This window comes from Roseobacter sp. N2S, from assembly GCF_031454055.1.
Taxonomy (GTDB): Bacteria; Pseudomonadota; Alphaproteobacteria; order Rhodobacterales; family Rhodobacteraceae; genus Amylibacter.
In genome coordinates this window covers 14,670-39,785 of sequence record NZ_JAVDQB010000007.1, presented here as the reverse complement: position 1 = coordinate 39,785, position 25,116 = coordinate 14,670, and the positions used below count along the sequence as shown (strand labels likewise).

22 protein-coding genes are annotated in these 25,116 nt (G+C 56.9%); 11 read left to right on the top strand and 11 right to left on the bottom strand.

Features of this window, described 5'->3' with window-relative positions; genetic code table 11:
- Positions 1-56 precede the first annotated feature (56 nt).
- From GGE09_RS15900 to GGE09_RS15885, 4 genes are read right to left on the bottom strand one after another with little or no spacing between them, the layout of a single operon-like run.
- Complete coding sequence (locus tag GGE09_RS15900; protein ID WP_309747318.1) at positions 57-716, bottom strand: dienelactone hydrolase family protein; 660 nt, start codon at positions 714-716, stop codon at positions 57-59.
- Positions 713-1,357: a DNA-3-methyladenine glycosylase 2 family protein gene (locus tag GGE09_RS15895; protein ID WP_309747149.1), complete on the bottom strand. Its 645-nt coding sequence runs from the start codon at positions 1,355-1,357 to the stop codon at positions 713-715. The genes GGE09_RS15900 and GGE09_RS15895 overlap by 4 nt, the downstream gene beginning before the upstream one ends.
- Entirely contained in the window at positions 1,354-2,085 is a 732-nt protein-coding gene (locus GGE09_RS15890; protein ID WP_309747148.1) for a cobalt-precorrin-6A reductase, read from the bottom strand. Before GGE09_RS15890 ends, GGE09_RS15895 begins: the two co-directional genes overlap by 4 nt.
- Complete coding sequence (locus GGE09_RS15885) at positions 2,082-3,137, bottom strand: cobalt-precorrin-5B (C(1))-methyltransferase (RefSeq protein ID WP_309747147.1); 1,056 nt, start codon at positions 3,135-3,137, stop codon at positions 2,082-2,084. The genes GGE09_RS15890 and GGE09_RS15885 overlap by 4 nt, the downstream gene beginning before the upstream one ends.
- A gap of 225 nt (positions 3,138-3,362) precedes the next feature.
- Between GGE09_RS15885 and cobA the strand changes: the two genes are divergently transcribed.
- From cobA to GGE09_RS15870, 3 genes are all read left to right on the top strand, one after another.
- On the top strand, positions 3,363-4,214 hold the full coding sequence (gene cobA, locus GGE09_RS15880; RefSeq protein ID WP_309747146.1) for a uroporphyrinogen-III C-methyltransferase: 852 nt from the start codon (positions 3,363-3,365) through the stop codon (positions 4,212-4,214).
- A complete protein-coding gene (locus GGE09_RS15875) occupies positions 4,214-5,473 on the top strand; it encodes a cobyrinate a,c-diamide synthase (protein WP_309747145.1) in 1,260 nt (419 codons plus the stop codon). Before cobA ends, GGE09_RS15875 begins: the two co-directional genes overlap by 1 nt.
- 80 nt (positions 5,474-5,553) lie before the next feature.
- A complete protein-coding gene (locus tag GGE09_RS15870) occupies positions 5,554-6,777 on the top strand; it encodes an MFS transporter (RefSeq protein WP_309747144.1) in 1,224 nt (407 codons plus the stop codon).
- Positions 6,778-6,807: 30 nt separating this feature from the next.
- Here GGE09_RS15870 and GGE09_RS15865 read toward each other — a convergent pair whose 3' ends face one another.
- From GGE09_RS15865 to cysS, 4 genes are read right to left on the bottom strand one after another with little or no spacing between them, the layout of a single operon-like run.
- A complete protein-coding gene (locus tag GGE09_RS15865) occupies positions 6,808-7,602 on the bottom strand; it encodes a squalene/phytoene synthase family protein (protein WP_309747143.1) in 795 nt (264 codons plus the stop codon).
- The gene (locus GGE09_RS15860; protein WP_309747142.1) at positions 7,599-8,567 is read right to left on the bottom strand and encodes an alpha/beta fold hydrolase; all 969 of its coding nucleotides are present in this window, start codon (positions 8,565-8,567) and stop codon (positions 7,599-7,601) included. Before GGE09_RS15860 ends, GGE09_RS15865 begins: the two co-directional genes overlap by 4 nt.
- Before the next feature lie 32 nt (positions 8,568-8,599).
- Positions 8,600-10,222, bottom strand: a complete 1,623-nt coding sequence (gene cimA, locus GGE09_RS15855) for a citramalate synthase (RefSeq protein WP_309747141.1) — start codon at positions 10,220-10,222, stop codon at positions 8,600-8,602.
- Positions 10,219-11,697: a cysteine--tRNA ligase gene (cysS, locus tag GGE09_RS15850; RefSeq protein WP_309747140.1), complete on the bottom strand. Its 1,479-nt coding sequence runs from the start codon at positions 11,695-11,697 to the stop codon at positions 10,219-10,221. The genes cimA and cysS overlap by 4 nt, the downstream gene beginning before the upstream one ends.
- A 332-nt stretch (positions 11,698-12,029) precedes the next feature.
- On the opposite strand from cysS, the gene GGE09_RS15845 reads away from it, so the two are divergent.
- The 5 genes from GGE09_RS15845 (at position 12,030) to hpaR (ending at position 17,414) form a co-directional block, all read left to right on the top strand.
- The gene (locus GGE09_RS15845) at positions 12,030-12,434 is read left to right on the top strand and encodes an SgcJ/EcaC family oxidoreductase (protein WP_309747139.1); all 405 of its coding nucleotides are present in this window, start codon (positions 12,030-12,032) and stop codon (positions 12,432-12,434) included.
- 97 nt (positions 12,435-12,531) lie between these two features.
- Positions 12,532-13,929, top strand: a complete 1,398-nt coding sequence (locus tag GGE09_RS15840; RefSeq protein WP_309747138.1) for a pyridoxal-dependent decarboxylase — start codon at positions 12,532-12,534, stop codon at positions 13,927-13,929.
- Positions 13,930-13,973: 44 nt separating this feature from the next.
- Complete coding sequence (locus tag GGE09_RS15835) at positions 13,974-15,068, top strand: TPM domain-containing protein (protein ID WP_309747137.1); 1,095 nt, start codon at positions 13,974-13,976, stop codon at positions 15,066-15,068.
- Positions 15,069-15,343: 275 nt separating this feature from the next.
- Positions 15,344-16,882 carry a trimethylamine methyltransferase family protein gene (locus tag GGE09_RS15830; protein ID WP_309747136.1) on the top strand — a complete coding sequence of 513 codons (1,539 nt, stop codon included), beginning with the start codon at positions 15,344-15,346 and terminating at the stop codon, positions 16,880-16,882.
- 103 nt (positions 16,883-16,985) lie between these two features.
- Entirely contained in the window at positions 16,986-17,414 is a 429-nt protein-coding gene (hpaR, locus tag GGE09_RS15825; protein WP_309747135.1) for a homoprotocatechuate degradation operon regulator HpaR, read from the top strand.
- Between the two features lie 18 nt (positions 17,415-17,432).
- On the opposite strand, the gene GGE09_RS15820 is transcribed toward hpaR, so the two are convergent.
- On the bottom strand, positions 17,433-18,767 hold the full coding sequence (locus GGE09_RS15820) for an adenylosuccinate lyase family protein (RefSeq protein ID WP_309747134.1): 1,335 nt from the start codon (positions 18,765-18,767) through the stop codon (positions 17,433-17,435).
- Positions 18,768-18,831: 64 nt separating this feature from the next.
- Entirely contained in the window at positions 18,832-20,202 is a 1,371-nt protein-coding gene (locus GGE09_RS15815) for a formimidoylglutamate deiminase (RefSeq protein WP_309747133.1), read from the bottom strand.
- A gap of 369 nt (positions 20,203-20,571) precedes the next feature.
- On the opposite strand from GGE09_RS15815, the gene GGE09_RS15810 reads away from it, so the two are divergent.
- The 3 genes from GGE09_RS15810 to GGE09_RS15800 are packed head-to-tail and all read left to right on the top strand — an operon-like array spanning position 20,572 to position 24,211.
- Positions 20,572-21,489 (top strand): alpha/beta hydrolase, encoded by a 918-nt coding sequence (locus tag GGE09_RS15810; RefSeq protein ID WP_309747132.1) that lies wholly within the window; start codon positions 20,572-20,574, stop codon positions 21,487-21,489.
- 30 nt (positions 21,490-21,519) lie between these two features.
- Entirely contained in the window at positions 21,520-23,577 is a 2,058-nt protein-coding gene (locus GGE09_RS15805; RefSeq protein WP_309747131.1) for an NAD-binding protein, read from the top strand.
- A 22-nt stretch (positions 23,578-23,599) separates the two neighbouring features.
- Positions 23,600-24,211: a sulfotransferase family 2 domain-containing protein gene (locus tag GGE09_RS15800; protein ID WP_309747130.1), complete on the top strand. Its 612-nt coding sequence runs from the start codon at positions 23,600-23,602 to the stop codon at positions 24,209-24,211.
- Between the two features lie 9 nt (positions 24,212-24,220).
- Here the strand turns inward: GGE09_RS15800 and GGE09_RS15795 are convergent, their stop codons facing one another.
- On the bottom strand, positions 24,221-25,057 hold the full coding sequence (locus tag GGE09_RS15795) for an alkaline phosphatase family protein (protein ID WP_309747129.1): 837 nt from the start codon (positions 25,055-25,057) through the stop codon (positions 24,221-24,223).
- Positions 25,058-25,116: the final 59 nt, after the last annotated feature.

Genomic DNA, 25,116 nt, shown 5'->3' with positions numbered 1-25,116 from the left:
GATCGAAATACCCAGCCAATCGGGCGAAAATGGGACGCAATTAGCACGAATTTGGGTCAAACTTTCAGTTTTTCGATCATAAATTGCAGCGCAAGGCCCAGCCCGTCGGGCGCAATTCCATGACCTGTGCCTTTGGAAACATGGGTGAATACTTCAAATCCTGCCTTGCCCAAAATTTCGGCCGCTTCTGGCATGGAACTTGGCGCAACCACATCATCCATATCACCGTGCACCAACAGGATCGGCGGCTTGTTCACCACTTCGTCAATGGATTCGGCGGCCAGCAAACGCCCCGAAAACCCGACAATCCCCGCCAGTTTGTCAGCCAGACGCGGCCCCACATGCAGGCTCATCATTGTTCCTTGGGAAAACCCGACCAGAACTGTCTGAGCCGCTGTGACGCCTTCAGCCTTCATGGTTTCATCCAGCCAATCGCTTAGAATTCCAACCGCTTCTTCCATTCCGGCGCGCGCGGCTTCCTCGGTTGAACCATCCATCCGCGGGATCGGAAACCATTCAAATCCCATCGGATTCATCTGGCATTTATTCGGCGCATCCGGCGCATAAAACACCGTGTCAGGCATGTGATCTGCCAAGGGATCGCCCAGCGAGATCAAGTCCTTCCCGTCCGCGCCATATCCATGAACAAAAATCACCAGTGATTTCGTTTTGCCCGATTTCGGGGCTTTCTTGTGGCTTTCCAACAGTGCCATTATCGTATTCCTTCTCTGTTTTTTGCCACGCGGTAATAGGCCCATAACAATCGTGCAGCCACCGCCCGCCACGGCGACCAAGCCAAAGCCATCTGCGCCATGGGTTTTTCAGTTGGCCGGTCTTCTAGATCAAACACCAGTTTCGCCGCCTCCTGCAAGGCCAAATCCCCGCTTGGAAACACATCGGCACGTCCTAGGGACGACAAGGCATAAACCTCGGCGGTCCAGCGGCCAATGCCAATTATCTTGCACAGTTCCGCAATGACCACTTCATCAGGAACGCCGCGCAAGCTGCTGTAATCCAGTTCATTTTCCGCCAAAGCACGGGCATATCGCACTTTTGGACGCGACAGACCACAGGCCTGTAAATCCGCATCATTTGCGCCGCGCACCCGATCCCGCTGATGCATCCCCGCCGCCACAACCCGCGCCCAAATCGCGCTGGCCGATGCAGTCGAAACCTGCTGGCCAATGATTGCGCTTAACAACGCCTCAAACCCGTCATCCCGACGGCGCAACGGCAATGGCCCTGTCTGCGCCAACGCCGCCGCAAATCGCGGATCAAGCGCGGCAAGCCATGCCGCCCCTTCGGCCACATCAGCGTCCGTTTCAATGATCCGCCCTGTCGCTATTCCCCTGCTCATGTCTGCCCCTCTAGCCAAGCCACACAGGCAGAAACCCTGTCCACAACAGGCACATCCGGCAGGGCTGGCCGCCGTTGCATCACCACAGGCAGACCCAATTGGCGCGCCGCATCCAGCTTGCTGCGCGATCTGGTGCCGCCCGCATTTTTCACCACCAACCATTCAACCGATTCGGACTGGAAAAACGCCACTTCCTCGGCAATCGAAAACGGGGGCCGCCCGACCACAAACCGCCCGCTGTCATACGGAAACGGCCCTTGCGGCGGATCAATCACACGGCATAACAAGCGCCGGTTCACCATATTGGCAAAATCCCCCAACGTTTGGCGACCTGTGCCTAAAAACACCGTGCATCCCTTTGGGATAATCTGCGCAACCTCTTCAAACCTATCAACAAAAACCCAGTTATCCCCTGCGGTTGGCACCCAACCCTCGCGCTGCAAAACAACATGCGCGATCCCCGCCAAAGAAGCGGCTTGTGCCCCGTGATCGGTCATTTGCGCGGCAAAAGGATGGGTGGCATCCACCAGAATATCAATCCGTGCGTCCCGCAAATAATCGACCAAGCCCGACACGCCGCCAAAGCCGCCAACCCGCGTTTCACACCCTAGTTCCAACGGCGCACGTGTCGCCCCCGCCAAAGATGCAACAACATCAAAACGACTGGAAATCGCAGCAATCAATTCCCGCGCCTCGGAAGACCCGGCCAGAACCAAAACCCGTTTCAACCTGCCTGCCCCAATATTTTGCCCGCGCGATCAATCACCACAACATCCACCAAAACCTCCGCTCCACGCAACTGCGCCAAGGCCTTTTCCCGCGCCAAACGGGCAATTTCCACGGCCAACCTTGGCCCCGCAATCTGCACCGCCTCTAACGCGGTATTCGCACCTGAAACATCCGCCAGCCCCAAACCGCTGGCCATTTGGTTCAAAGCCGCAAAATCCACCTGCGAGCGGGAAGAATGCAAATCAACCGCCCCTTGCGCCAGCTTGGTAATCTTGCCGATCCCGCCACCAATGGTGATGCGCGGAACCGGATTCTTGCGCAAATACTTCAGCAAACCACCCGAAAAATCCCCCATATCCAACATGGCATGATCCGGCAAACCAAACAGGTTCTGCACCACCCGCTCTGACGTGGCCCCCGTGCATCCTGCCACATGATACTGCCCACCAGCACGCGCCACATCCACCCCCCGATGGATTGACGCAATCCACGCTGCACAGGAAAACGGCCGCACAACACCCGTGGTGCCCAAAATCGAAAGCCCGCCCACAATCCCCAGCCGCGGATTCCATGTTTTCAGCGCAATTTCAGCCCCGTCAGGAATAGAGATTTCAATCCGAACATCCCCCGCCTGCCCGAACTGCGTGGCCATTTCAGCCACAACAGCCTGCATCATCTGGCGCGGCACCGGATTGATCGCCGGCTCACCAACCCCGATGGGCAAACCAGCCTTGGTCACAGTGCCAACGCCAGCACCCGCACAAAACACCACGCCCCCAGCCGAGGCAGACACTTTTGCCAAAATCAACGCCCCATGGGTCACGTCAGGATCATCGCCCGCATCTTTGGTAATCCCGACTTCGACCCAGCCAGCCCCCTGTGCCTGATGGACCAGTGGAAAGACCGGAGTCTCTCCGCGGGGTAATACAATTCCCACCTCGCGCGGAAACCCGTCCCCCCACAGCGCCAGCAACGCCGCTTTCACAGCGGCGGTCGCACAGGCGCCTGTGGTCCAGCCACGGCGTAATTCTCCGGCGGGTTTTATAGCCATGCCCCACAGGTAAAACCCAAGCCCGCCTTTGGCAATTGCTTTAGCATCTCTACCGTGCCCTGCGCAGGCTGACAGGGCAGAATTTGGATATTTGAAAAACAAAAAGAGCTGGGACCAGTTGAGCGCTTCAATGTTCCCGAAATACTCATTGCGCTGCCTCTATTACACAATAATCCGTCGCAACCCGTCTTGCGAGCCTTGGCATTTCGGGTCCATAAAGCTCGTATGACATCGAATCCTCTTCCCTCGGGCGACTGGCCCATTTTGCAATCTGGCTGGGTCTGGCTGTGTGGCGCAGGCCCCGGTGATCCGGGATTGCTGACGCTGCACGCCCTGAACGCGCTGCGGCAGGCGGATGTTATCGTCTATGATGCGCTTGTGGATAAACGAATTCTCGAATGGGCGAAACCTGATGCCACGCTGGAATATGCGGGGAAACGGGGGGGGAAGCCTTCGGCCAAACAACGGGATATTTCATTGCGCTTGGTGGACCTTGCAAAGGAAGGCCTACGGGTTCTGCGCCTTAAAGGCGGCGACCCCTTTGTGTTCGGGCGTGGTGGCGAAGAGGGTCAGACCCTTGTGCAACACGGCATTCCGATCCGCATTATCCCTGGTATTTCAGCAGGAATCGGCGGTCTTGCCTATGCGGGTATTCCTGTCACCCACCGCGACGTGAACCAATCCGTCACCTTTGTGACCGGACATGACCAATCGGGCGAAACCCCGTCTTCGTTGAACTGGCCCGCCATCTCCCAAGGCTCGCAAGTTCTGGTGATCTACATGGGGATGAAACACATCGACCCCATCGCCAAAGAACTGTTGGCCGCAGGTCGCCCCGCATCCGAGCCTTGCGCCGTTGTGACCAGTGCCACCACCCCAGACCAGCAGGTTCTTGAAACCACCCTTGGTAATCTGACTGCCGATCTCGCCGCCTCTGGGCTGACACCGCCTGCGATTATCTGCGTTGGCAGATCAGTTCTGATGCGCCAGACGCTGGACTGGATGAGCATGGCAAAAGGCATCCCGCCCCGCAACACTGATCCGTTAGGTCGAGGCCGCCCCGCCGAGGCGTCTTAATGGCGGGATTAATCCTGTCTGCACCGGGGTCTGCCAGTGGGAAAACCACCCTTACGCTTGGCATCCTGCGGGCCTTAAAAAACCGCGGCATCCCCGTACGATCTGCAAAATCCGGTCCTGACTACATCGACCCGCGCTTTCACGCCGCTGCCTGCGGGGCGGAATGTTTTAACCTTGATGCTTGGGCCATGCACCCGGATCACATTCGCGCACTTGCTGCGGGGCCTGATCCACTGATTATTGAGGGCGCGATGGGGCTATTCGACGGCGCCCCACCGGATGGCAAAGGCGCAACGGCTGATCTGGCCCGCATACTGAACCTGCCTGTCATCCTGATCCTTGATGTTTCCCATCAGGCCCAATCCGTTGCCGCCGTAGCCAAAGGTTTTGCTACTCTTGATCCCAGCGTCACCATCAAAGGCATCATCCTGAACAAAGTCGGTTCACCCCGCCATGAACGTATGGTTCGTTTGGCCCTTGCACCGCTTGGCATCCCCGTCCTTGGTGCAGTGCACCGTCAAAACGGTCTGCAAACCCCGTCCCGACACCTTGGGCTTATTCAAGCAGCCGAGCATCCGGACCTCGAAACTTTCTTGGATCAAGCCGCTGACATCGCGGCAGATTCCGTCGATATCGACCAACTGATTGGCCTTGCAGAAAACCAAACCCCGCCACAGGCGACAAGCACGCCGCTGCCCCCACCTGCACAACGTCTTGCTATCGCATCCGACACCGCCTTCGCCTTTGCCTACCCCCATCTTCTGCAAAGTTGGCACGGCCAAGGCGCTGAAATTGAAACCTTTTCCCCGCTTGCGGATCACCCCCCACCACAAGCCGACATGGTGATCCTCCCCGGCGGATATCCGGAACTCCACGCAGGTCAACTCGCCGCAAACACCCGTTTCCTGGATGGTCTGCGCAACGCCAAAGCAGTTTATGGCGAATGTGGCGGCTATATGATGCTGGGCGACGGGCTGGTGGACGCAAGCGGAACCCGTCACCAAATGGCAGGGCTGTTGCGACTGGAAACCAGCTTTGCCAGCCGAAAACTCCACCTTGGTTATCGAAACCTGACCCCCCAAGGCGGCCCTTGGGCTTGGGACCTCAAAGCCCATGAATTCCACTACGCCACAACCCTAAGCGCAAAAGGCGACCCCTTGTTCCACGCCACTGATGCCGAAGGCACCGTCCTTAACCCCATGGGCTTGCGCAGTGGCACCATCAGCGGATCATTCGCCCATATCATTGATCGCGCCTAAGACCAGCCAACAGCCGCCATTGCAGCACAAGGCAACTATCCGCTTGGCATCCCCGAAAATCCAAGATACCGCTTTGCCCCATGATGACCACAACAGACCAATTCGCCAAACGCAACGTGCTGATCCTGATCATCGCGCAGGCCGTTCTGGGCGCGCAAATGCCTCTTTTGTTTACCTTTTCGGGACTCGCAGGGCAAAAACTCGCTTCAAACATCTGCTTTGCTACATTGCCGATCTCGATGATTGTCTTTGGCTCTATGACAACGGCACCTTGGCTGTCACAATTCATGCAACGTTTCGGGCGGACCGCGGGCTTTATTCTTGGGGCATCCGGCGGTGCTTTGGGCGCGTTGGTCTGTGCCTACGCCATCTACAGCGATTCTTTCACAATGCTACTGATCGGGTCGTATTTCACCGGCATCTATATGTCAGCCCAAGGGTTCTATCGCTTTGCCGCCACCGATCTTGCCTCTGATGTCTATCGCCCCAAAGCGATCTCATATGTGATGGCAGGGGGGCTTTTGTCTGCAATTATCGGCCCGCAACTGGGCGCAGCCGCCTTTGACGCGATGGTGGTTCCCTTTCTGGGCATTTATGTGGCTGCCTTTGTGCTGAACTGCGTAGGGTTCGTGATCTTTCCCTTCCTGAAATCATCTGACGTCGCAGTGGACAGGGACAAACCCTACACAGGTCGCAGCAGGCTTGAACTGCTCAAAACCCCCCGCATTGCCACAGCAATTATCTGCGCAATGGTAGCCTATTCGTTGATGAACCTGGTCATGACCTCAACCCCGCTCGCCGTTGTCGGCTGCGGCTTTACCGAGGTAAACGCAGGCCAGATCGTCACCGCCCATGTGTTCGCCATGTTCGCCCCCAGCTTTTTTACCGGCCACCTGATCGCACGCTTTGGCGTTGAAAAGATCATGGGAACCGGCCTGTTCATTCTGATGTGCGCAGGCCTTGTTGCGCTATCAGGTGTGGAGCTGTCCAACTTCTTCCTGGCCCTCGTGCTGCTTGGCATCGGCTGGAACTTCGGCTTCATCGGCGCAACGGCCATGCTGGCCACATCCCACACGCCCGAGGAACGGGGCAAAACCCAAGGCATGAACGACTTCATGGTCTTTGGTATGGTCACAGTCGCATCCCTCGCATCTGGCGGGTTGATGAACTGTTCAGGGGGCAGCACGATTGAGGGCTGGCACGCCGTAAACCTCGCTATGGTGCCTTTCCTCGCACTGGCCTTCGGCTCTCTGGTCTGGCTGGCCATGATCACCCGCAAAACATCTGATCAACCAAAGGGCTAACCCCCTTCGGCTTCAATGTTCCTCAAATACTTAGAATCGGCCGGTCGCAGCCAAACCCATCAAACGCAACCGTTTCCCCGCGTCCGAGCCACCTAATCCACCCGCCACAACCAACTGCGGCTCTGCAACAGTCTGACGCAAAACTCCACGCGCCAACCAGCCGGCGCGCAAAGCAGCCCGCGCAGGCCGAGGCGCGCGCTTCAACTGCAAACGCGCCCTGTCCAACCGATCCAACGCAGCCTGCGCCAACGCCTGCACACCAGCCCCCGTACCATCCACCAAAGGATAACGCTCAGCCGTTTCCAAAGCAGGTACAGCTTCAAGCAATGTAGCCCCCGCGCAGGCGGTGCCATAGGCCTGCGCCGCGTCCAAATATGCCGTGTCCCCTGCATCTGTCAGCGCTTTAAAGCCCAAGGCCATTACCCCGCCACCAGTTGCCGCAAGATAGGCCCATAGTGCGGCTTCATCGGCGTGGGGTTCTTTGTAAATATCCCACTGTCGCGCGTTGATCGCGCCGTCAAACAGCGCACGGGGCAATTGTTTTCGGGCAATCAAATCCGCCAGTGGCGTCACAACCTGATGCCTGCGCACCGTGGCCCCTGTGTAAATCTCTTCAACCGCATCCAACCACCATTGCAACCGCATCTCTGCGATCATCGGTTCGGATGTCACCCAAGGGGCGCGGGACACTTCGACGTTAAAGGCATAAAGCACCATCAAGGCATCGCGATCCGCGCCAGTGGCGGTCATCGCCGATAAAAACCGCATCGGATCCCCTGCATGCACGGTTTCTGCACAACTGGCGATATCTTCTGTTAAACTCATAACCTGTCCCGCATAAAGTTTGTTACCAGATCTACTGTCTTTTCTTGTGTGAACACATCCAGATGGGACACCCCGTCCAGAATGTGATAGCGCCCGTTGTCAGTCACCGCTGACATGACTGGCTGATACTGATCCGCCAGAAACGCCTCGTCGTCCTTCCCTGCAATCACCACAAAGGGCGGCAGGGCAGCCACATCTTTCAGGTAATCGGCGCGCGGCGAAAAGGAGGTGTTCATTCGGAATGAATAGCCCCCCGCCATGCTTTCAGCCAAAGCTCCTTCGGGCAGGTTAAACACAATCGCCGTCATGCCGTTCAACACCTTCAAACCCACCATATTCAACATAGACAACCCGATCAGCCGCCGCGTCAAAGGCTGCGCCCAGCCTCCCGAATTGGGCCGCATGGTGGGCGCGTTATATTTCAAAAACGGCGCTAACAAAACGGCCCCGTCCATAGTGTCACCGTAAGCGCCACCTGCATATCGCAGAACCAAACCACCGCCTGATGAATGGCCTAGCAACAACAGCTTTTGCCCCTTAATGCGGTACTGGGCAATTAAATCCGCCAGATCATCCTCAAGCTGGCCGATATAAGCCACATCGCCCTTGGGCGCAGGGTTCACCCCGTGCCCGCGCAAATCAGGCACCAACACCCTTGCCCCTGTTTCCGCTGCAATGCGCGCACCCAGCCAATCATAGGCAGCGCCGTGCCCGCCAGACCCGTGCACCACAACAACCAAGGGACCACCCTGCCCGCCGTGGGACCGAACCGCCAGTTTGGCGCCATCGCGAGCCTTATAGGTCACAGGGTCCACCGGATCGCCGATCAACCCGAGCTTGGCGAAACTGAGCCCTTCACCCGCTACCTTAGACGGCCATTGCGACAGGATCAGCCCGCCAGCAATGACCAGATAGATCACAGCAGAAATCGCCACAAATCGCAGAACGAATATCACCCAATCCATCACGCCCCCCCTGTTACGCCAAAACCAGCGCTCTAGACCGCCACCGCTCCGTCGCGCAGCAGTTTCCAGTTGATTGCATCCACCAAGGCCTCAAAACTGGCATCAACTATATTGGCTGAGACCCCGACCGTAGACCAACGCATGCCCTGCCCGTCTTCGCTGTCGATAACCACGCGGGTCACAGCCTCGGTGCCGCCATTGGTGATACGCACTTTGAAATCCACCAGATGCATATCGTCGATCATCGCCTGATACGGCCCGAGATCCCGTTCCAATGCCCGCCACAGCGCGTTCACTGGCCCCTGATCGTTGCCGGTTTCATCCATGGATTCACTGGCTGACAAGTGTTTTTGCCCGCCAATATTCACCGCCACAACCGCCTCGGACAGGGTCATACGGCCTTTGCCCGGCACTTTGGTCCGTTCCACAGTCACGCGGTAGCGCATGATGTCAAAGAAGCTGGGCAAAATGCCCAACACCCGCCGTGCCAGAATTTCAAAGGATGCCTGCGCGCTGTCATAGGCATAGCCCTGATCCTCGCGCCGCTTGATTTCATCCAGAATTTCAAGCATCTGCGCGCCTTTGGGTGCCTCGATCCCAGCATCCTTCAACCGCTTGCGCAGATTGCTTTGCCCCGCCTGATTGGACATGGGAATGATCCGCTGATTGCCCACAGTCGCAGGATCAACGTGTTCATAGGTGGTCGGGTCTTTCAAAATCGCACTGGCATGCAAGCCCGCCTTATGGGCAAAGGCACTGGCCCCCACATAAGCCGCCCATTTGTGCGAGACACGGTTCAATATATCGTCCAGCATCCGGCTGACCTTGGTCAAAGTTTTCAACCCGCCCAGCGTCACACCCGTTTCAAATCGGCTTGCGTAGGGTTCTTTCAACAGCAAGGTCGGGATGATCGCGGTCAGGTTGGCATTACCGCAGCGTTCGCCCAAGCCGTTCAGCGTGCCCTGAATATGGCGCGCGCCGGCATCCACCGCCGCCAGCGTATTGGCCACGGCCATTTCCGCGTCATTATGGGTGTGGATGCCCAAGTGATCCCCCGGAATCCCCGCTGCAATCGCCGCTTTGGTGGCCGTGCGTACCTCATCCGGCAAAGCGCCGCCGTTGGTGTCACATAACACGATCCAGCGCGCCCCCGCATCATAGGCCGCTTTGGCCGCCGCCAGCGCATAGTCAGGGTTCGCCTTAAACCCGTCAAAGAAATGTTCACAGTCAAACAAGGCTTCGCGCCCACTGGCCACAATATGGGCAAAACTTTCGCGGATATTGGTCAGGTTTTCGTCCAGCGAAATGCCCAGCGCCTTGGTCACATGAAAATCATGGGTCTTGCCCACCAGACAGACTGCAGGCGTATTGGCGTTCATCACTGCCGCCAGAACATCGTCATTTTCAGCCGATCGCCCCGAGCGTTTGGTCATGCCAAAAGCCGTAAACGTCGCCCGCGTCAGCGCAGGCGCTGCATCAAAGAAATCACTGTCCGTCGGGTTCGCCCCCGGCCAGCCGCCTTCGACATAATCAAGCCCCAACCCGTCCAGCGCCAAAGCAATCCGGGTCTTATCTTCTGCCGTAAAATCAACCCCTTGGGTCTGTTGCCCATCGCGTAAAGTGGTGTCGAAAAGATACAAGCGTTCTTTGGTCATAAAAAATCTTCCTCAAGCTTATCTATTCTACTTGCCAGTATGGATTCCAGTTCTGGAAGATGCGCGTCAGCATCACGTAAAAACAGAAAGCTATCAAACTTGTACTCTTTCTTTTCTTCGCATGTTAAGCTTTTTACAAAGGTTACTGCGTCTACTGATCGCAAACCTTTATCCAAGATAATTGCATTCAAATTTAGAGCTTCTTTAATTCTGTCGCTCAAGTCATACTTTCTTTCGGCACGAGCGTTCCCCCAAGCCTTGGCCAACCTGTCTAAACGAGTCCCCAGAATTTCACTGTAGATTCTTGGCTGAGCCCAAGAACTATTTTCGGCATTCAACAGTCCAAGCACTGAAGCCGATGCAACTAGTTCTCTATGGTCACCTCCCCTAGCCAACTGATGTAAAACACCAATAGCCCCTGCCGTGTTTAAGTCATCTTCCAATGCCAACATCATCTCGGGAGCCGCACGGGCAGCGGGTTTAACCCCAACGGTCAGCGCCCGCCACTTCCTTAAAGTCGCCTCTGCCTCTTTCGCCTTCTTATCCGTCCAGTCCATCGGCTTACGGTAATGCGTGCTTAGATACACAAACCGGATCACCTCGCCCGGATATCCCTGATCAATCAGTTCCCGCACGCTAAAGAAATTGCCCAAGGATTTGGACATTTTCTTGCCCTCAACCTGCAACATCTCGTTGTGCATCCAGACCTGAGCAAAGTCGTCTTCCGACCCGCAAGCACAGCTTTGCGCTTTTTCGTTTTCATGATGGGGAAAGGCCAGATCCAGCCCGCCGCCGTGAATATCGAACCGTTTGCCAAACAATGCATCCGCCATGGCCGAACATTCAATATGCCAACCGGGCCGCCCATAGCCCCAAGGACTCTCCCAGCCGGGTGTTTCTGCGTCTGACGGCTTCCACAGTACAAAATCCATCGGATTGCGTTTGTAAGGTGCAACCTCAACCCGCGCGCCTGCGATCATATCTTCTACATCCCGCCCCGACAGCGAGCCGTAGTTTTTATAGGACTCCACCGCGAACAACACATGCCCCTCGGCCGCATAGGCATGACCCGCTGTGATTAGACCCTCAATCATCGCAACCATCTGGGGAATATATTCGGTCGCCCGTGGCGCGTGATCCGGTTCTAGGTTGCCCAAAGCACCCATATCTTCCAGATACCAGCGGATTGTCTCATCCGTGATCTCGCGGATGGATCGCCCTGTTTCTGCTGCCTTGGCGTTGATCTTATCATCCACATCCGTGAAGTTCCGCGCATAGGTTACGTGGTCATCCCCGTAAACTTCGCGCAGCAACCGATACAGCACATCAAACACAATAACCGGACGCGCATTGCCAATATGGGCGCGGTCATAGACCGTCGGGCCGCAGACATACATCCGCACATCATCCGCATCCAACGGCACAAACGGCTCTTTTTTGCGGGTTTTGGTGTTATATAGTTTGATCGTCGTCATTAGGTCTTCCTTACACGCGCGCGTATCTGTCCCGCGGCGGACCTAACACTTCATATCACATTAAGGAATAGAGAAGCCGCCCGCCTGACACTGTCAGCGGATAATGCAAATGCAGCAAATGATGCTTTGGTTTCTCATGGCGCTGACCATAGCCACCCTGCACCAAAAGGCAAGCCCAACAATGCTTGCGCGAATGCGGCTCTTTTTGGGGGAAATATCCACAACCCTGCCGCCGCGCCAACTCTTAACGGTACAGACAGTTTCCAATCGCTGCGCATAGACGGCCTGCGTCCGCACTGTTAGTTTGCCCCGAAAATGAAAAGGACGCCCCAATGCCCAAATCCCGCAAAGACGCGATCATCGCTTTGGCCAACGACTATGCCGCTGCCTGGACTTCTCATAATGGTGTGTTCGTGGCAGATCATTTCACCGACGACGGCCAAATCACCGTCAACAATGGCGACCTTTTAACAGGCCATAAAGCCATCGCAGAAATGGCCGAGGGCTTTTATGCTGCATTTCCCGACCTGCACCTGATGTGCGATGACATCCGCGTTTCTGGCAACCATGCGCTGTTTGTTTGGACATTTTACGGGCACCATAGTGAAACCAAAGCATTCACCAAAGTTAGCGGCTGGGAAGAATGGGACGTGTCAGACGACATAAAAATCAAATCATCCCGTGGCTGGTTTGACGCAGAAGACTATGCGGCACAGATTTCTGGTAAATCAGCGTAGAACTGCGCTTTGGGGATACGAATGCGCGTATAGCTTCCCCTTGCATAAAAAATAAGCTGCCGCTACAATCTAGTTAACACGTTAGCTAGGTGATGACATGAAATATTCCGATTACGCCCAATGGACCAATCGCGTGACCCGCTGGATCGAACAGCATTTCGCAACCCTACGCGATAAACCCGTGCGCGCCCAAACCGAAATCGGTGCCATTGCCGCGCGGCTTCCAGCCCATCCGCCGGAACAGGCTGTGGATATGGAAACCATCATGGCAGATTTTGAACGGATCGTTCCGGACGGGATAACCCATTGGCAACACCCGCGTTTCTTTGCCTATTTCCCGTCCAATGCCGCCCCTGCGTCGATGATTGCGGAACAATTAACCAACGCCATCGCCTCCCAATGTATGCTGTGGCAAACCTCGCCTGCGGCGACTGAAATCGAACAGGTGATGATTGACTGGTTGCGTCAGGCCATGGACTTGCCCGAAGGGTTCAAAGGCGTGATCCAAGACAGCGCCAGCAGCGCCACACTGTCAGCAATCCTGACAATGCGCGAGCGGGCCACGGGGTTTACGGGCAACGACAAGGGCCTGTCCGGTCAGGGCCGCCTGCGCATTTATTGCTCTGCCCAAGTTCATAGCTCTATCGACAAAGCTTGTTGGGTTGCGGGTATCGGGCAGGATAATCTGGTTAAAATTCCAACCAACGATGCCTTTGAAATGGACCCGACCGCCCTGCAAGATGCTATCACTGCCGACCGCGCTGCGGGTCATATCCCCGCAGGGTTGGTACTGTGCACGGGCGGCACCTCCATCGGCGCATGCGATGATCTGCCCCCATTGATCGCCATCGCCAAAGCCGAGGACCTGTACACCCATCTAGACGCCGCATGGGCCGGATCGGCGATGATCTGTCCCGAGTTCCGCGACGTGTGGCGCGGGGCCGAGGATTGCGACAGTATCGTCTTTAACCCCCATAAATGGCTTGGTGCGAATTTCGACTGTTCCATCCAGTTCCTGAAAGACGCCAATATCCAGCGCCGCACTATGGGCCTGCGTCCGTCTTATCTGGAAACCCCACAAGCGCAGGAAATCACCAATTTCAACGAATGGACCGTCCCCTTGGGCCGCCGTTTCCGCGCCCTGAAACTGTGGTTCCTGATCCGCGCCTACGGTCTGGAAGGATTGCGCAGCCGCATCCGCAACCACGTGGCTTGGACCAAAGAGTTGGAATCCAAACTACGCGCCCGCCCCGATTTCACCATCACCACAGACAGCCGACTGGCCCTGTTCACCTTTCAATACACCCCCAAAGGCGGTGATCCGAACGCGGCTTCTGCGGAATTGTTGCAGCGGATCAATGACGACGGGCGGATCTACCTGACCCAAACCCTGCATCAGGGCCAATATGTGATCCGCTTTACCGCTGGCCAGTTCGACTGTACCCGCGACGATGTGATGACCGCCTATGACGTAATAACCGAGCTGGCCGCCTGACGGTTTTTCTTGATAAACACAGGGCGGGACCGTAGGCAACAGGGATGAATTTTCTTACAAAATCCCTTTTCGCCACCTGTGCCGCCCTGTGTTTTGCCGCCTCTGCTTTGGCGCAGGAGCAGGCGCAATCCTATCCCGATCACAATTCGCTTTACGTCAATGATTTTGCCGATCTTATTGATCCCGAAACTGAATCCCGCCTTGATACGCTCCTGCGCCAAGCCAAAACAGATCGGGGGCTGGAGGCAACCATCGTCACCATCGACAGCCGTACCGACTATGGCAGCAGCCCGACCCTGAAAGACTTTGCCACGGGGCTGTTCAACACTTGGGGCATCGGCAATGCAGATCGCAACGACGGCATCCTGATCCTAGTGGCCCGCAGCGACCGCGAAATGCGTATCGTGCTGGGCGACGGCTATCCCCCTGTCTTTGACGACCGCGCAAAACGGGTCATCGACCACCACTTCCTGCCTGCCTTCAAAAAAGGCGATTACAGCGCAGGCATCGAGGCAGGCACGTTGGAAACACTGAAACGTGTGCAGCTTGAATTTGGCACAGACAACCGCCCCACATTTTTATCCCGCGTCAGGAACGAAACCGAAAACGCCTATGACAACGCCCGCTCTGGCGGGTTCTGGGCGTGGTTTGCGGGGTTTCTGGGACTTGGCGGCACGGGTATCGGCCTGTTCGGACTGCGCAGAATGCTGCGGTTTCGCCCCCGCACCTGTGATTTATGCAACCGTAAAATGCACCGTTTGGCGGAATTTGAAGACGATCAATACCTCGCCCAGGGGCAACGGGTTGAAGAAGCGCTAAAATCCAAAGATTATGACGTCTGGTATTGCCAATACGACGACCACACCATGATTGAGGGGTATAAATCCTGGTTCAGCCAATTCGCGGCTTGCCCCGATTGCAGCTTTAAAACATTGCATTCTGACCGCACGATTATCTCTGCGGCGACCACATCACATTCCGGTACGGCAAAGGTGGATTACAGCTGCCGCAACTGCAATCACCGCTATTCTGAAACGGTCATCATCCCCCAAAAATCCGATAGCTCCTCCTCCTCGGGAGGCAGTTCGGGATTTGGTGGCGGGTCCTCTTCTGGTGGCGGTGCAGGCGGAAGCTGGTAAAGCCACGCCCTCTGTTCCCCCTGAAACAGGCGGAAAACAGGGCAATCCCAATCTGAAAGCGACGTTTTTGACGCGAACAGACATGCCTGCGGGGCTTTGAAACCGCAGGCTTGATCCAGTTTGGGAGAAGAAACACCGCTTATGATCGACCTTGACTGGATGACGGCATTGATCTCTCGCACCATTGGTGCGGATCGGGGCCGTGCGGCCCGCGGATCGCCAAAACGGCTGACCCGCTGACGCCCGTCCCTTCTCTTTTCAAAGCGATTATTGTTATGTCCGACCCTCGTTCCCGCCGCGCTGGTGGCCGCTCTGCCCGCCAAGCCCTGCGTGCAGCCCCCCTGTCCGATGCCATCCGCCCTGTACGCGCAGGCATGGACGGTGGCACCTATAAACCCCTGTCCGACGCCGCCGTTCAACGTATCTACCAAGCTTCACTGGATGCGATGGAGCAAATCGGCTTTGCCGATGCGCCCCCGTCTGGGGTGAAAATCCTGACCGATGCGGGGGCGATCCTTGGCGATGACAACCGCATCCGCTTTCCCCGTGCGCTGGTCGAAGACATGCTCGCCAAAGCAAACCGGTCCGTGACGCTGTTCGGGCGCGACGCGAAACACGATATGATCCTGTCGGGCAACCGCGTCCATTACGGTACAGCGGGGGCTGCGGTGCATCTGGTGGATGTAGAAACCAACAGCTACCGCGAATGCACTGTCCAAGACCTGCATGACGCTGCGCGCATCGTAGACCGGCTGGACAACGTGCATTTCCTGCAACGCCCGATGGTCTGCCGCGACATTCCCGATAATTTCGAAATGGACCTCAACACCATTTACGCCTGTAGTGCGGGCACCACAAAACACATCGGCACGTCCTTTACCGAACCATCCTTCATGAAAGGCGCGTTCGAGCTGATCTACGAAATCGCAGGCGGAGAGGCCGCCTACCGCGCGCGGCCGTTTATTTCCAATTCCAATTGCTTTGTCGTGCCGCCAATGAAATTCGCCACCGAATCCTGTCAGGTGATGGAACATTGTATTCGCGGCGGTATGCCGATCCTGCTGCTGTCAGCGGGTCAGGCAGGGGCCACTGCCCCCGCCCCGATCGCAGGCGCAATTGTCCAGGCGGTTGCCGAATGTCTGGCGGGTATGGTCTATGTCAACGCCATGGCGCCCGGCCATCCAACCGTCTTTGGCACTTGGCCGTTCGTGTCGGACCTGCGCACAGGTGCCATGTCTGGCGGATCAGGCGAACAGGCATTGCTGACCGCCGCTTGCGCCCAAATGCACCATTTCCTTGGTCTGCCTGGGGGCGCTGCCGCAGGGATTGCGGATGCCAAAATGCCCGATATGCAGGCGGGGTATGAACAGGCCCATTCCAACGTCATGGCAGGTCTTGCGGGCCTTAATATGGTGTATGAGTCTGTGGGCATGCACGCCTCGCTGCTTGGGTTTTGTCTGGAAAGCCTGATTATCGGGGATGATCTGCTGGGCCAGTCCCTGCGCTGTGTGCGCGGGATTGAGGTGAATGAAGACACCGTTTCGCTGGATGTGATCCGCGCTGTTTGCCTTGAAGGTCCGGGGCATTATCTGGGTTCTGCGCAGACCCTGTCGTTGATGCAAACCGAATATATCTACCCTGCAATCGGGGATCGGACCTCGCCCAAGGAATGGATGGAACTGGGCAAACCCAACCTGATCCAGAAAGCCACACAGCGTAAAGCCGAGATCTTGGCAGACCGATCCGCTGCCCGTTTTGATCCCCAAACAGACGCGCGGATCAGGGAAAGGTTTAACATCCACCTGCCCGCCTAACCACAACGCCTTAGCCCCCGCACTCAAAACACCGCTTTTTCTTTGCGGGGGCAGCGCCTATAGTGAACCTGTTAGAAAGTTCCGCACAGGCCATATACCCCAAATGAGCAAATTTTTCGCAAAGACGGAAGAATCCCTTCCCATCATGCTGCTGCGTGCCCGTGAATCGGTAATGCGGCGTATTCGCCCCTATCTGATGGAAAACGATCTGAGCGAACAACAGTGGCGTGTGTTGCGCGTTTTGGATGAGGTCGGACCGCTGGAACCCACTGAACTCGGCGAGCGCTGCGTGGTGTTGACCCCCAGCCTGACCCGCATCCTTGCCCTGCTGGAAAAACGCGAAATGATCCGGCGCGAGGCCCATCCCACGGATCGTCGCAAACAGATCATCCATCTTGCCCAACCTGGCCAAGAGGTGATTGCCCTAATCGCCCCCAAAGCCCGCAAGGTTTATGAGGATCTGGAAGAACATTTTGGCAAAGCCCAGCTAATCAACCTGTTGAATAAGCTTGGAAAATTGTCCGAGTTCTAACGACACTCCAATCCCAGCCTAGCCATTTTTCGCCCGCACTAGTGCCGCAAACCGTGTGATGATTTCGCCGGATTCCCCAAGGGCAGATCGGGCGTCAAACACCGCATCCCAATCTATCGGCAGCACAGTTTCGCGTGCAATCACATCGCGCAGGTTCTCGCCCGATGCCACCGCTTTGGCACAGGCCGATTTTGTCACCGAACGGGCGTCGGCCAGCCCCATATGGTCTGCCAGCGCAAAACTCGCCGCTTCGGCCATCATCAAACCTTGGGTATCATCGAACACTGCCGCCATTTTATCTGCGTCCACATGCAGGCTTTGGGTCAGCTCCAGCCCATGACGCAACGCCGCCCCCGTGGCCACAATCAAAGCGGGCAAAGACAGCCATTCCTGTGACCATGCCGCACCATCCCGTTCCTGCGCGTGGATTGCTGCCCCTGAAATCTGCGCCACCAGCCCCTGCCCCTGACGGGACAGGGCCAGCATCGCCTCGGCCCCTGTGGGGTTTGCCTTATGGGGCATGGTGCTGGACCCGCCCGAAGCGCCTGCTCTCAAGCCATCTCCGATCTGTGCGGAAAGCAGCAGATCCTGCGCGATTTTTCCAAGCGATCCGCAGATCAACCCACATAGATTCGCCAGTTCTGAAATTCCGTCCCGTGCTGCGTGCCACGGCAATTCTGCCCGCCCCAGCCCCAGCTCATCCGCCAGTGCATCCGCTGTTTCCAGCCCGCGCCCTTCAAAGGCGGACAGGTTACCCGAGGCCCCAGCCAAAGACACAACCAACACGCGCGGGCGCAGTTCGGCCAAGCGCTGGCGATGGCGCAAAAACGGTGCGCCCCAGCCTGCAATCCGCGCCCCCAGCGCTGTTGGCGTGGCGATCTGATGCCGCGTGCGCGCTGCCATTGGGGTGTTTTTATAGGTCTCGGCCTGATCCGCCAGAACATTTAGGAAGGCCCCCATGCGACTGTCCAGAATATCCAGCACCCGCCGCAACCGCAGCGCCAGCCCTGTGTCGATAATATCTTGCGATGTGGCCCCTTTATGCAAGAAAGCGCTATGTTCAGGCGCTTGCATTTCCTTGCCAAACGCCGCCACCAACGCGGGCACCACAACACCGTCCCGCGCGATCCCTTCGGCCAGATAGCCCGGATCAATCAGCACTTCGCGGGCCATGCGGTTGATGATGTCGGCACTTTCCGCAGGGATCACCCCCAGTTTACCCTGCGCCGCCGCCAAGGCACCTTCAACCAGCAACATGGCGCGCACCTCGGCGCTGTCGGAAAACAGAACGGTCAGTTCCGCGTCGCCAAAAAGTCCCTTGAACATCTGCCCTTCGGCCAAAGAAATCGCCATTGTCACCCTCATTCTGAATTTGGCGTGACAATAGCGTTAGGCGACCCGAAGGTCATCCCGAATGTTACAAATCAGCCACCAAAGCTGCCACGGCACCGCGATAAGCGCGTTCCACCGCATCCCGCGCCACATGCCGCCCGTTTTGCACCTGATGGCGGCCCGCAGACCAAACATCGGTAACCACCGCGTCACTGGCTGCAAAACACAATCCGTCAAGCAGTTTGTCATCGCCAAGCGCACAGAGCGATACATGCTGGCTGTCAATTGCAACCAGATCGGCCAGCGCACCAATGCGGATTTCCCCTGCATCCCGTCCAACCGCCTGCGCACCGCCCGTGGCCGCGCCCAGATACAGGGTTTCGCCCACCGAGCCTTCGCCCAGAACCATCACATTGCGTTCCACGTCGCGCAACCGTTGGGAGTATTCCAAGGTGCGCAACTCTTCGGTCAGCGAAATCCGCACATTACTGTCGGACCCAACGCCAAAGCGGCCTTGTGCCGTCAGATAGGCGGGACCATTGAAGGGTCCATCCCCCAAATTCGCCTCTGTGATCGGACAAAGCCCTGCCACGGCCTTGGATTTGGCCAGCCCAATTGTTTCCGCTTGGGTCATGTGGGTCGCGTGGATCAGACACCAGCGTTCATTAACGTCAGCATTTTGTAACAGCCATTCCACGGGGCGCGCGCCCAGCCATGTGCTGATCTGTTCAACCTCGGCGGGTTGTTCGGAAATATGCATATGGACAGGGCCTTGTGGTGTCTGCGCCAGAACCTGTGCCAGATCGGACGGACAGGTGGCGCGCAACGAATGAGGTGCGATGCCCACTTGCGCATCATCGGGCAAGGCGGCAACGGCCCCCTGAGCCGCAGACACCAGTTCCAGAAACTGCGCCGGATCATTGCCAAAGCGCAATTGACCGCCCGCCAATGCCTGCTGTCCTGCCCCGCCATAGGTGTAAAGAACGGGCAACAGCGTCAGGCCGATGCCCGTCTGATCCGCCGCCGCCGCAATCCGGGCTGACAGCTCTGCCAGATCATCATAGCGTTGACCGCCAAGCTGGTGATGCACATAGTGAAATTCCCCCACGCTGGCATATCCTGCCTCTTGCATTTCCACAAAAACCAATGCCGCGATGGCCTGCACTTGTTCGGGCGTCAGGCGATCCAGAAAGCGGTACATCAGGGTCCGCCATGTCCAAAAACTCTCACGGCCAGCCGCGCGGTATTCGGTCATCCCCGCCATAGCGCGTTGGAACGTATGGCTGTGCAAATTCGCCAGTGCTGGAAGCAGGCAATCCACCGAGGTTTCCCCACCAGTCGCCCCACCAGCCACACCAGTGCGCAAACCAACAATGCGACCGTCCTTAACATCTAGCAGCACATTCTGCGCCCAGCCATCGGCCAATCGGGCTTTCTTTGCGAAAATTTGGGGCATACATTTAACCTTTATGACTAGTCATAATAACATACCAATATCCCGGTCTCTATTTCAATCCCTTACTGTATGGATGGGGTGCGATTTATTGGATGTGACCCCGATACCGTGCAAATCCTGCACTGCATTTTCCAAAAGAAACATACGATCGCTTAAAGCCCAACACCAACAACGCCAAGGTGTCATACTGTCCAAGGCAACCACAGCACTGCTTTCACACTTCTCCACAACCTGTTGTTTTATTGACCAAACCCCCCGCACAACCGCCCGGCACAAAGACCATTTATCAGATTTCATAAATGAAATTTCCACCCCGGCTCCGATTAAGAATCCCTTGCAGCCCGCCCGCCGCAGACCTAGGCTGCGCCTATGGATTATACAAAACACATCGACGCCGAGACTTGGGATTTCATCAATAAAACAGCGGAATACTATCCGCCTGACACTGTTAATATGTCTATCGAAAAACAACGCGAAATCTATGATACCATGTGTCGGGCCTTTTTTGCGGGCTACCCTGACGGCGTCAGCGCGTCCGATCACAAGGTCGGCACGATCCCGACCCGCCACTATACCTGCGGCGGATCAGACGTCACTGTGATGTATTTTCACGGGGGAGGTTTTGTGGTCGGTGGATTGGACTCCCATGATGATGTTTGCGCTGAAATCTGTGAGCGGACGGGCATGGATGTGGTCTCGGTCGATTACCGTATGGCCCCCGAGCACAAACACCCCGCCATGTTCGACGATTGCCTTGCCGTCACACGCCACATACTGGAAACCCGCAGGGGTCAGGTATTGCTGGCGGGCGATAGCGCGGGGGGCAATTTGGGGGCCACCGTCAGCCACCGCCTGCGCAATGAACCCCGTTTGATCGGGCAGGTTCTGGTCTACCCCGGCCTTGGCGGCGACATTGATGCGGGTTCTTTCCTGACCCATGCCAACGCGCCGATGCTGACCCGCGACGAAATCCTGTTTTATGAAGGTGTGCGCTACAACGGGCCAAAGCCGCAGAACGATCCAACGGCGGTTCCCCTGCAAGACACGGATTTCACCAACCTGCCGCCGACGGTTCTGATTTCAGCGGAATGTGACCCGATTACCGATGGTTGCCGCGATTACCGCGATGCAATCCTTGCCGCTGCGGGGCAAGCCGTCTGGTTCAACGAAACTGGTCTGGTCCACGGCTATCTGCGCGGCAGAACCACCGTAAAGCGGGCCCGCGACAGCTTTGATCGCATCATTTTCGCGCTAAACGCCCTTAAAAACGGTGAATGGCCTTACTAACACAGCCGCCCTCAAATTGTAGGACATGCCATGCGCGACCCCAGATACGATATTCTGTTTGAACCGGTTCAGATCGGTCCCCATACCACCCGCAACCGCTTTTATCAGGTGCCCCATTGCACCGGAATGGGCTATCGCCACCCCCAGGCCGAGGCCGCCCATCGCGGGGTTAAAGCCCAAGGCGGCTGGGGTGTGGTTTCCACGCAAGAGGTGGAAATCCACGGCAGTTCCGATCTGTCCCCCGCCAATGAAGGGCGGATCTGGGACGATAGCGACATCCCCGCCCTGCGCCTGATGACAGATGCCGTACACGCACACGGATCACTTGCGGCGATCCAACTGGTACACAACGGCTATCACGCGCCAAACCGCTACAGCCGCGAATATGCCATCGCCCCTAGCGCCACCCCCACGCTGAGCTATGACCCCATCCAAGCCCGCGAGATGGATAAAACCGACATCAAAACCCTGCGCCGCTGGTTCACCGATGCTGCCAAGCGGGCCAAAACGGCTGGATTTGACATTATTTACGCCTATGCGGGCCACGATATGACTATTTTGCAGCATTTCCTGCTGAAACGGCACAACCACCGCACCGATGAATACGGCGGCAGTTTTGAAAACCGCCTGCGCCTGTTCCGTGAGGTTGTGGCCGATCTGAAAGACACCGTGGGCGACAGCTGCGCCATTGCGATCCGTCTGGCAGTTGATGAACTGTTGGGCGCCGAAGGATTGCGCCACGAGGTTGAAGGCCGCGACATCATCGCTGCCCTCGCCGACGAGCCTGACCTGTGGGATGTGAACCTGTCGGACTGGAGCAATGACAGCCAGACCTCGCGGTTTTCAAACGAGGGGTTTCAGGAACCCTACACTGCTTTCGTCAAATCCGTGACCAGCAAACCCGTGGTCGGCGTGGGGCGCTATACTTCTCCCGATACAATGGTGCGGCTGATCAAATCGGGCCATCTGGACCTGATCGGCGCGGCGCGCCCGTCCATTGCAGACCCCCATTTGCCCAATAAAATCAATGAAGGCCGCGTCGATGACATCCGCGAATGTATCGGTTGCAATATCTGCACTGCGGGCGACAACACCTGTGTGCCCATGCGCTGCACCCAAAACCCTACAGTGGGCGAGGAATGGCGTAGCGACTGGCATCCTGAAATCCTGCGCCCGCTGGAAAAACCTGCCGCCCATCTGATTGTCGGCTCTGGCCCTGCAGGGCTAGAGGCCGCCCGAACCCTTGCCGCGCGCGGTGCAGATGTCACACTGGCCGAGGCCCGCGACAGTTTTGGCGGGCGCGTCACCCTTGAAAGCCAGTTGCCCGGCCTTGCCGAGTGGGCCCGCGTTCGGGATTGGCGGTTGGGCCAATTGCAGCCCCGCCCCAATGCGGAACTATACGCCCAAAGCCCGCTGACGGTTGATGACATCCTGTCCTATGCCATCCCGCATGTGGCCTTGGCCACGGGGGCCACATGGCGCAGTGACGGGTTTGGCCGCACCCACCGCACGCCGCTGCCCTTCCTTGATGCACCGAACGTGTTTTCCCCGGATGCATTGATGCAAAACGGCGCGGATGCCCTGCCCGACGGCCCGATTGTGGTATTTGACGACGATTGTTTTTACCTTGCAAGCGTCCTGGCTGAACAGATTGCCAACACAGGGCGAAAGGTGCTGTTCGTCACCCCTGCCGCAATCGTCGCCCCTTATAGTGACAACACATTGGAACAAGAGCGCATCCAGTGCCGACTGATCGAAAAGGGCATTGAAATTAAGGCCCTAAAGAATTTAAGCGGCCTGACTGCCGACAGTATCAGCCTTGGGTGTGTCTATTCAGGTCAGGTTGAAACCCACGCCTGTGCGGCCCTTGTGCCCGTTACCGCCCGCTTGCCAAAAGACGAACTCTGGCACGCCCTTCAAGCTCGCAAAGCCGATTGGCTGGACGCTGGGCTGCAAACTGTCACACGTATCGGCGATTGCTTTGCACCGGGTATTATTGCCGGGGCGACGCGGGCGGGATATGCCTATGGTGCGGAATTCGGACAGGCTCAAAAGACCGTAAAACGCGCTGGAATTGCCCTGAACTGATCAACCGGACTGGATCAACACAATGATGATCGACTACACCCGCAAGCTGGTTTTCCTGTCCAACCGGAAAGTGGCATCCACGTCGATGGAACGGGCCTTGGGTCAGGTCAAAGGCATGGCCCGGTTGAATGGCAATCCGGTGCTGAAACACATCGACTATACCCGTTACCGCCGCATGGAAGCCCCCTTGCGCACCAACGGGTTTACCACAATTACCGTGGTGCGCGAACCGTTTGACAAGGCCGTAAGCTGGTATAAATTTCGCGCCCGCGATACGCTAAAAGACGACCCACGTTATGTGGGCCATCTGGATTTCCCCACGTTTCTGGACAATTTCATCACTGGTAAAAGCGGCTGGGCGATGGAGTTTCTGGACAATCTGTTTTGCACAGACACCCGCAGCGGCGACACTGTGGACATGATTTTCAAATATGAAAATCTGGGCGCGTTTGAAACCTTGCTGCGCAATATTTACGGTGCTGAACTGGTGCTGCCAGAACTGAACGTTTCAGAACCAACGCCTGAACCGATAGATTTTGAAGCCAGCCGCAAGACATATGAACAAGCCTTCGCGACAGAGTTTGAGTGGTATCGCAATCTGCCAAATCCACCCGTGACCCTGCCCGAGAGCTAACGCCCCTTCCTATTTCAGGAAAGGTTTCGCCGTCATCGTATCTGGAATATCCGCCCCCATCCGTGACAGGATTGTTGGCGCCAGTTGCACCTGATCCAGAACCGTATCCGCCGCAGGGCCTTTTGCGTCGCCGAAATAATACAGCGCAAATTCCTGTTGCAGCGGCGAACGTCCGCCGTGATGGCCCCGTTCATCTTGTCCGTGGTCGGCGGTGACGATCACCTCATATCCCGCAGCCCGCCAGCGCGGAATAAACGGGGCCAGCATTTCATCCATGATGAAACAAGCGCCGTCCATTTCCTCGCTTTCATGGAAATACCGATGCCCCATGCTGTCCAGCGTGCAGGTGTGCAGCATCCCGTAATCCAGCCCGAAGCGCAGGCACAGATTGGTCAGTGTCCCGAACAGATCCAGATCGCAAGGCGTCATCTGATTGGCACGGCCATAGCCCGTCATGGTGTGAAACCGCCCGTGGTTGATGGTATCGCTTTCAGGTTCATCGTATTCCACGTCACGTACGTTATCAAACGGCGAACGGTTGAAAAATTCGGACCAGAACGAATGGGCCACCGCCCCCGTCACACCGCCTGATTTGCGCACTTGGCCAAACACATCGGGATGATCCAGACGAAACACATTGCCGTTGCCGGTACAGCCGTGTTCTGCGGGCACAACGCCTGTATGGATTGACGCATAACAACTGGCAGAAATCGACGGCAGGACCGCGCGCATCTTCCATTTTTGCGCATTGCCCGCATCTACATGGCCTTCGAGATTGCCAAACAACCGTTCCCAGTTGCGCCAAGGAACCCCGTCCAGAATAATCAGCAAGATTTTGGTTTTCATCGGTCAATTCCTTGTGCTGAGTGACACCGCCAGCAACACAGATCAGGGCGAAATTGCAA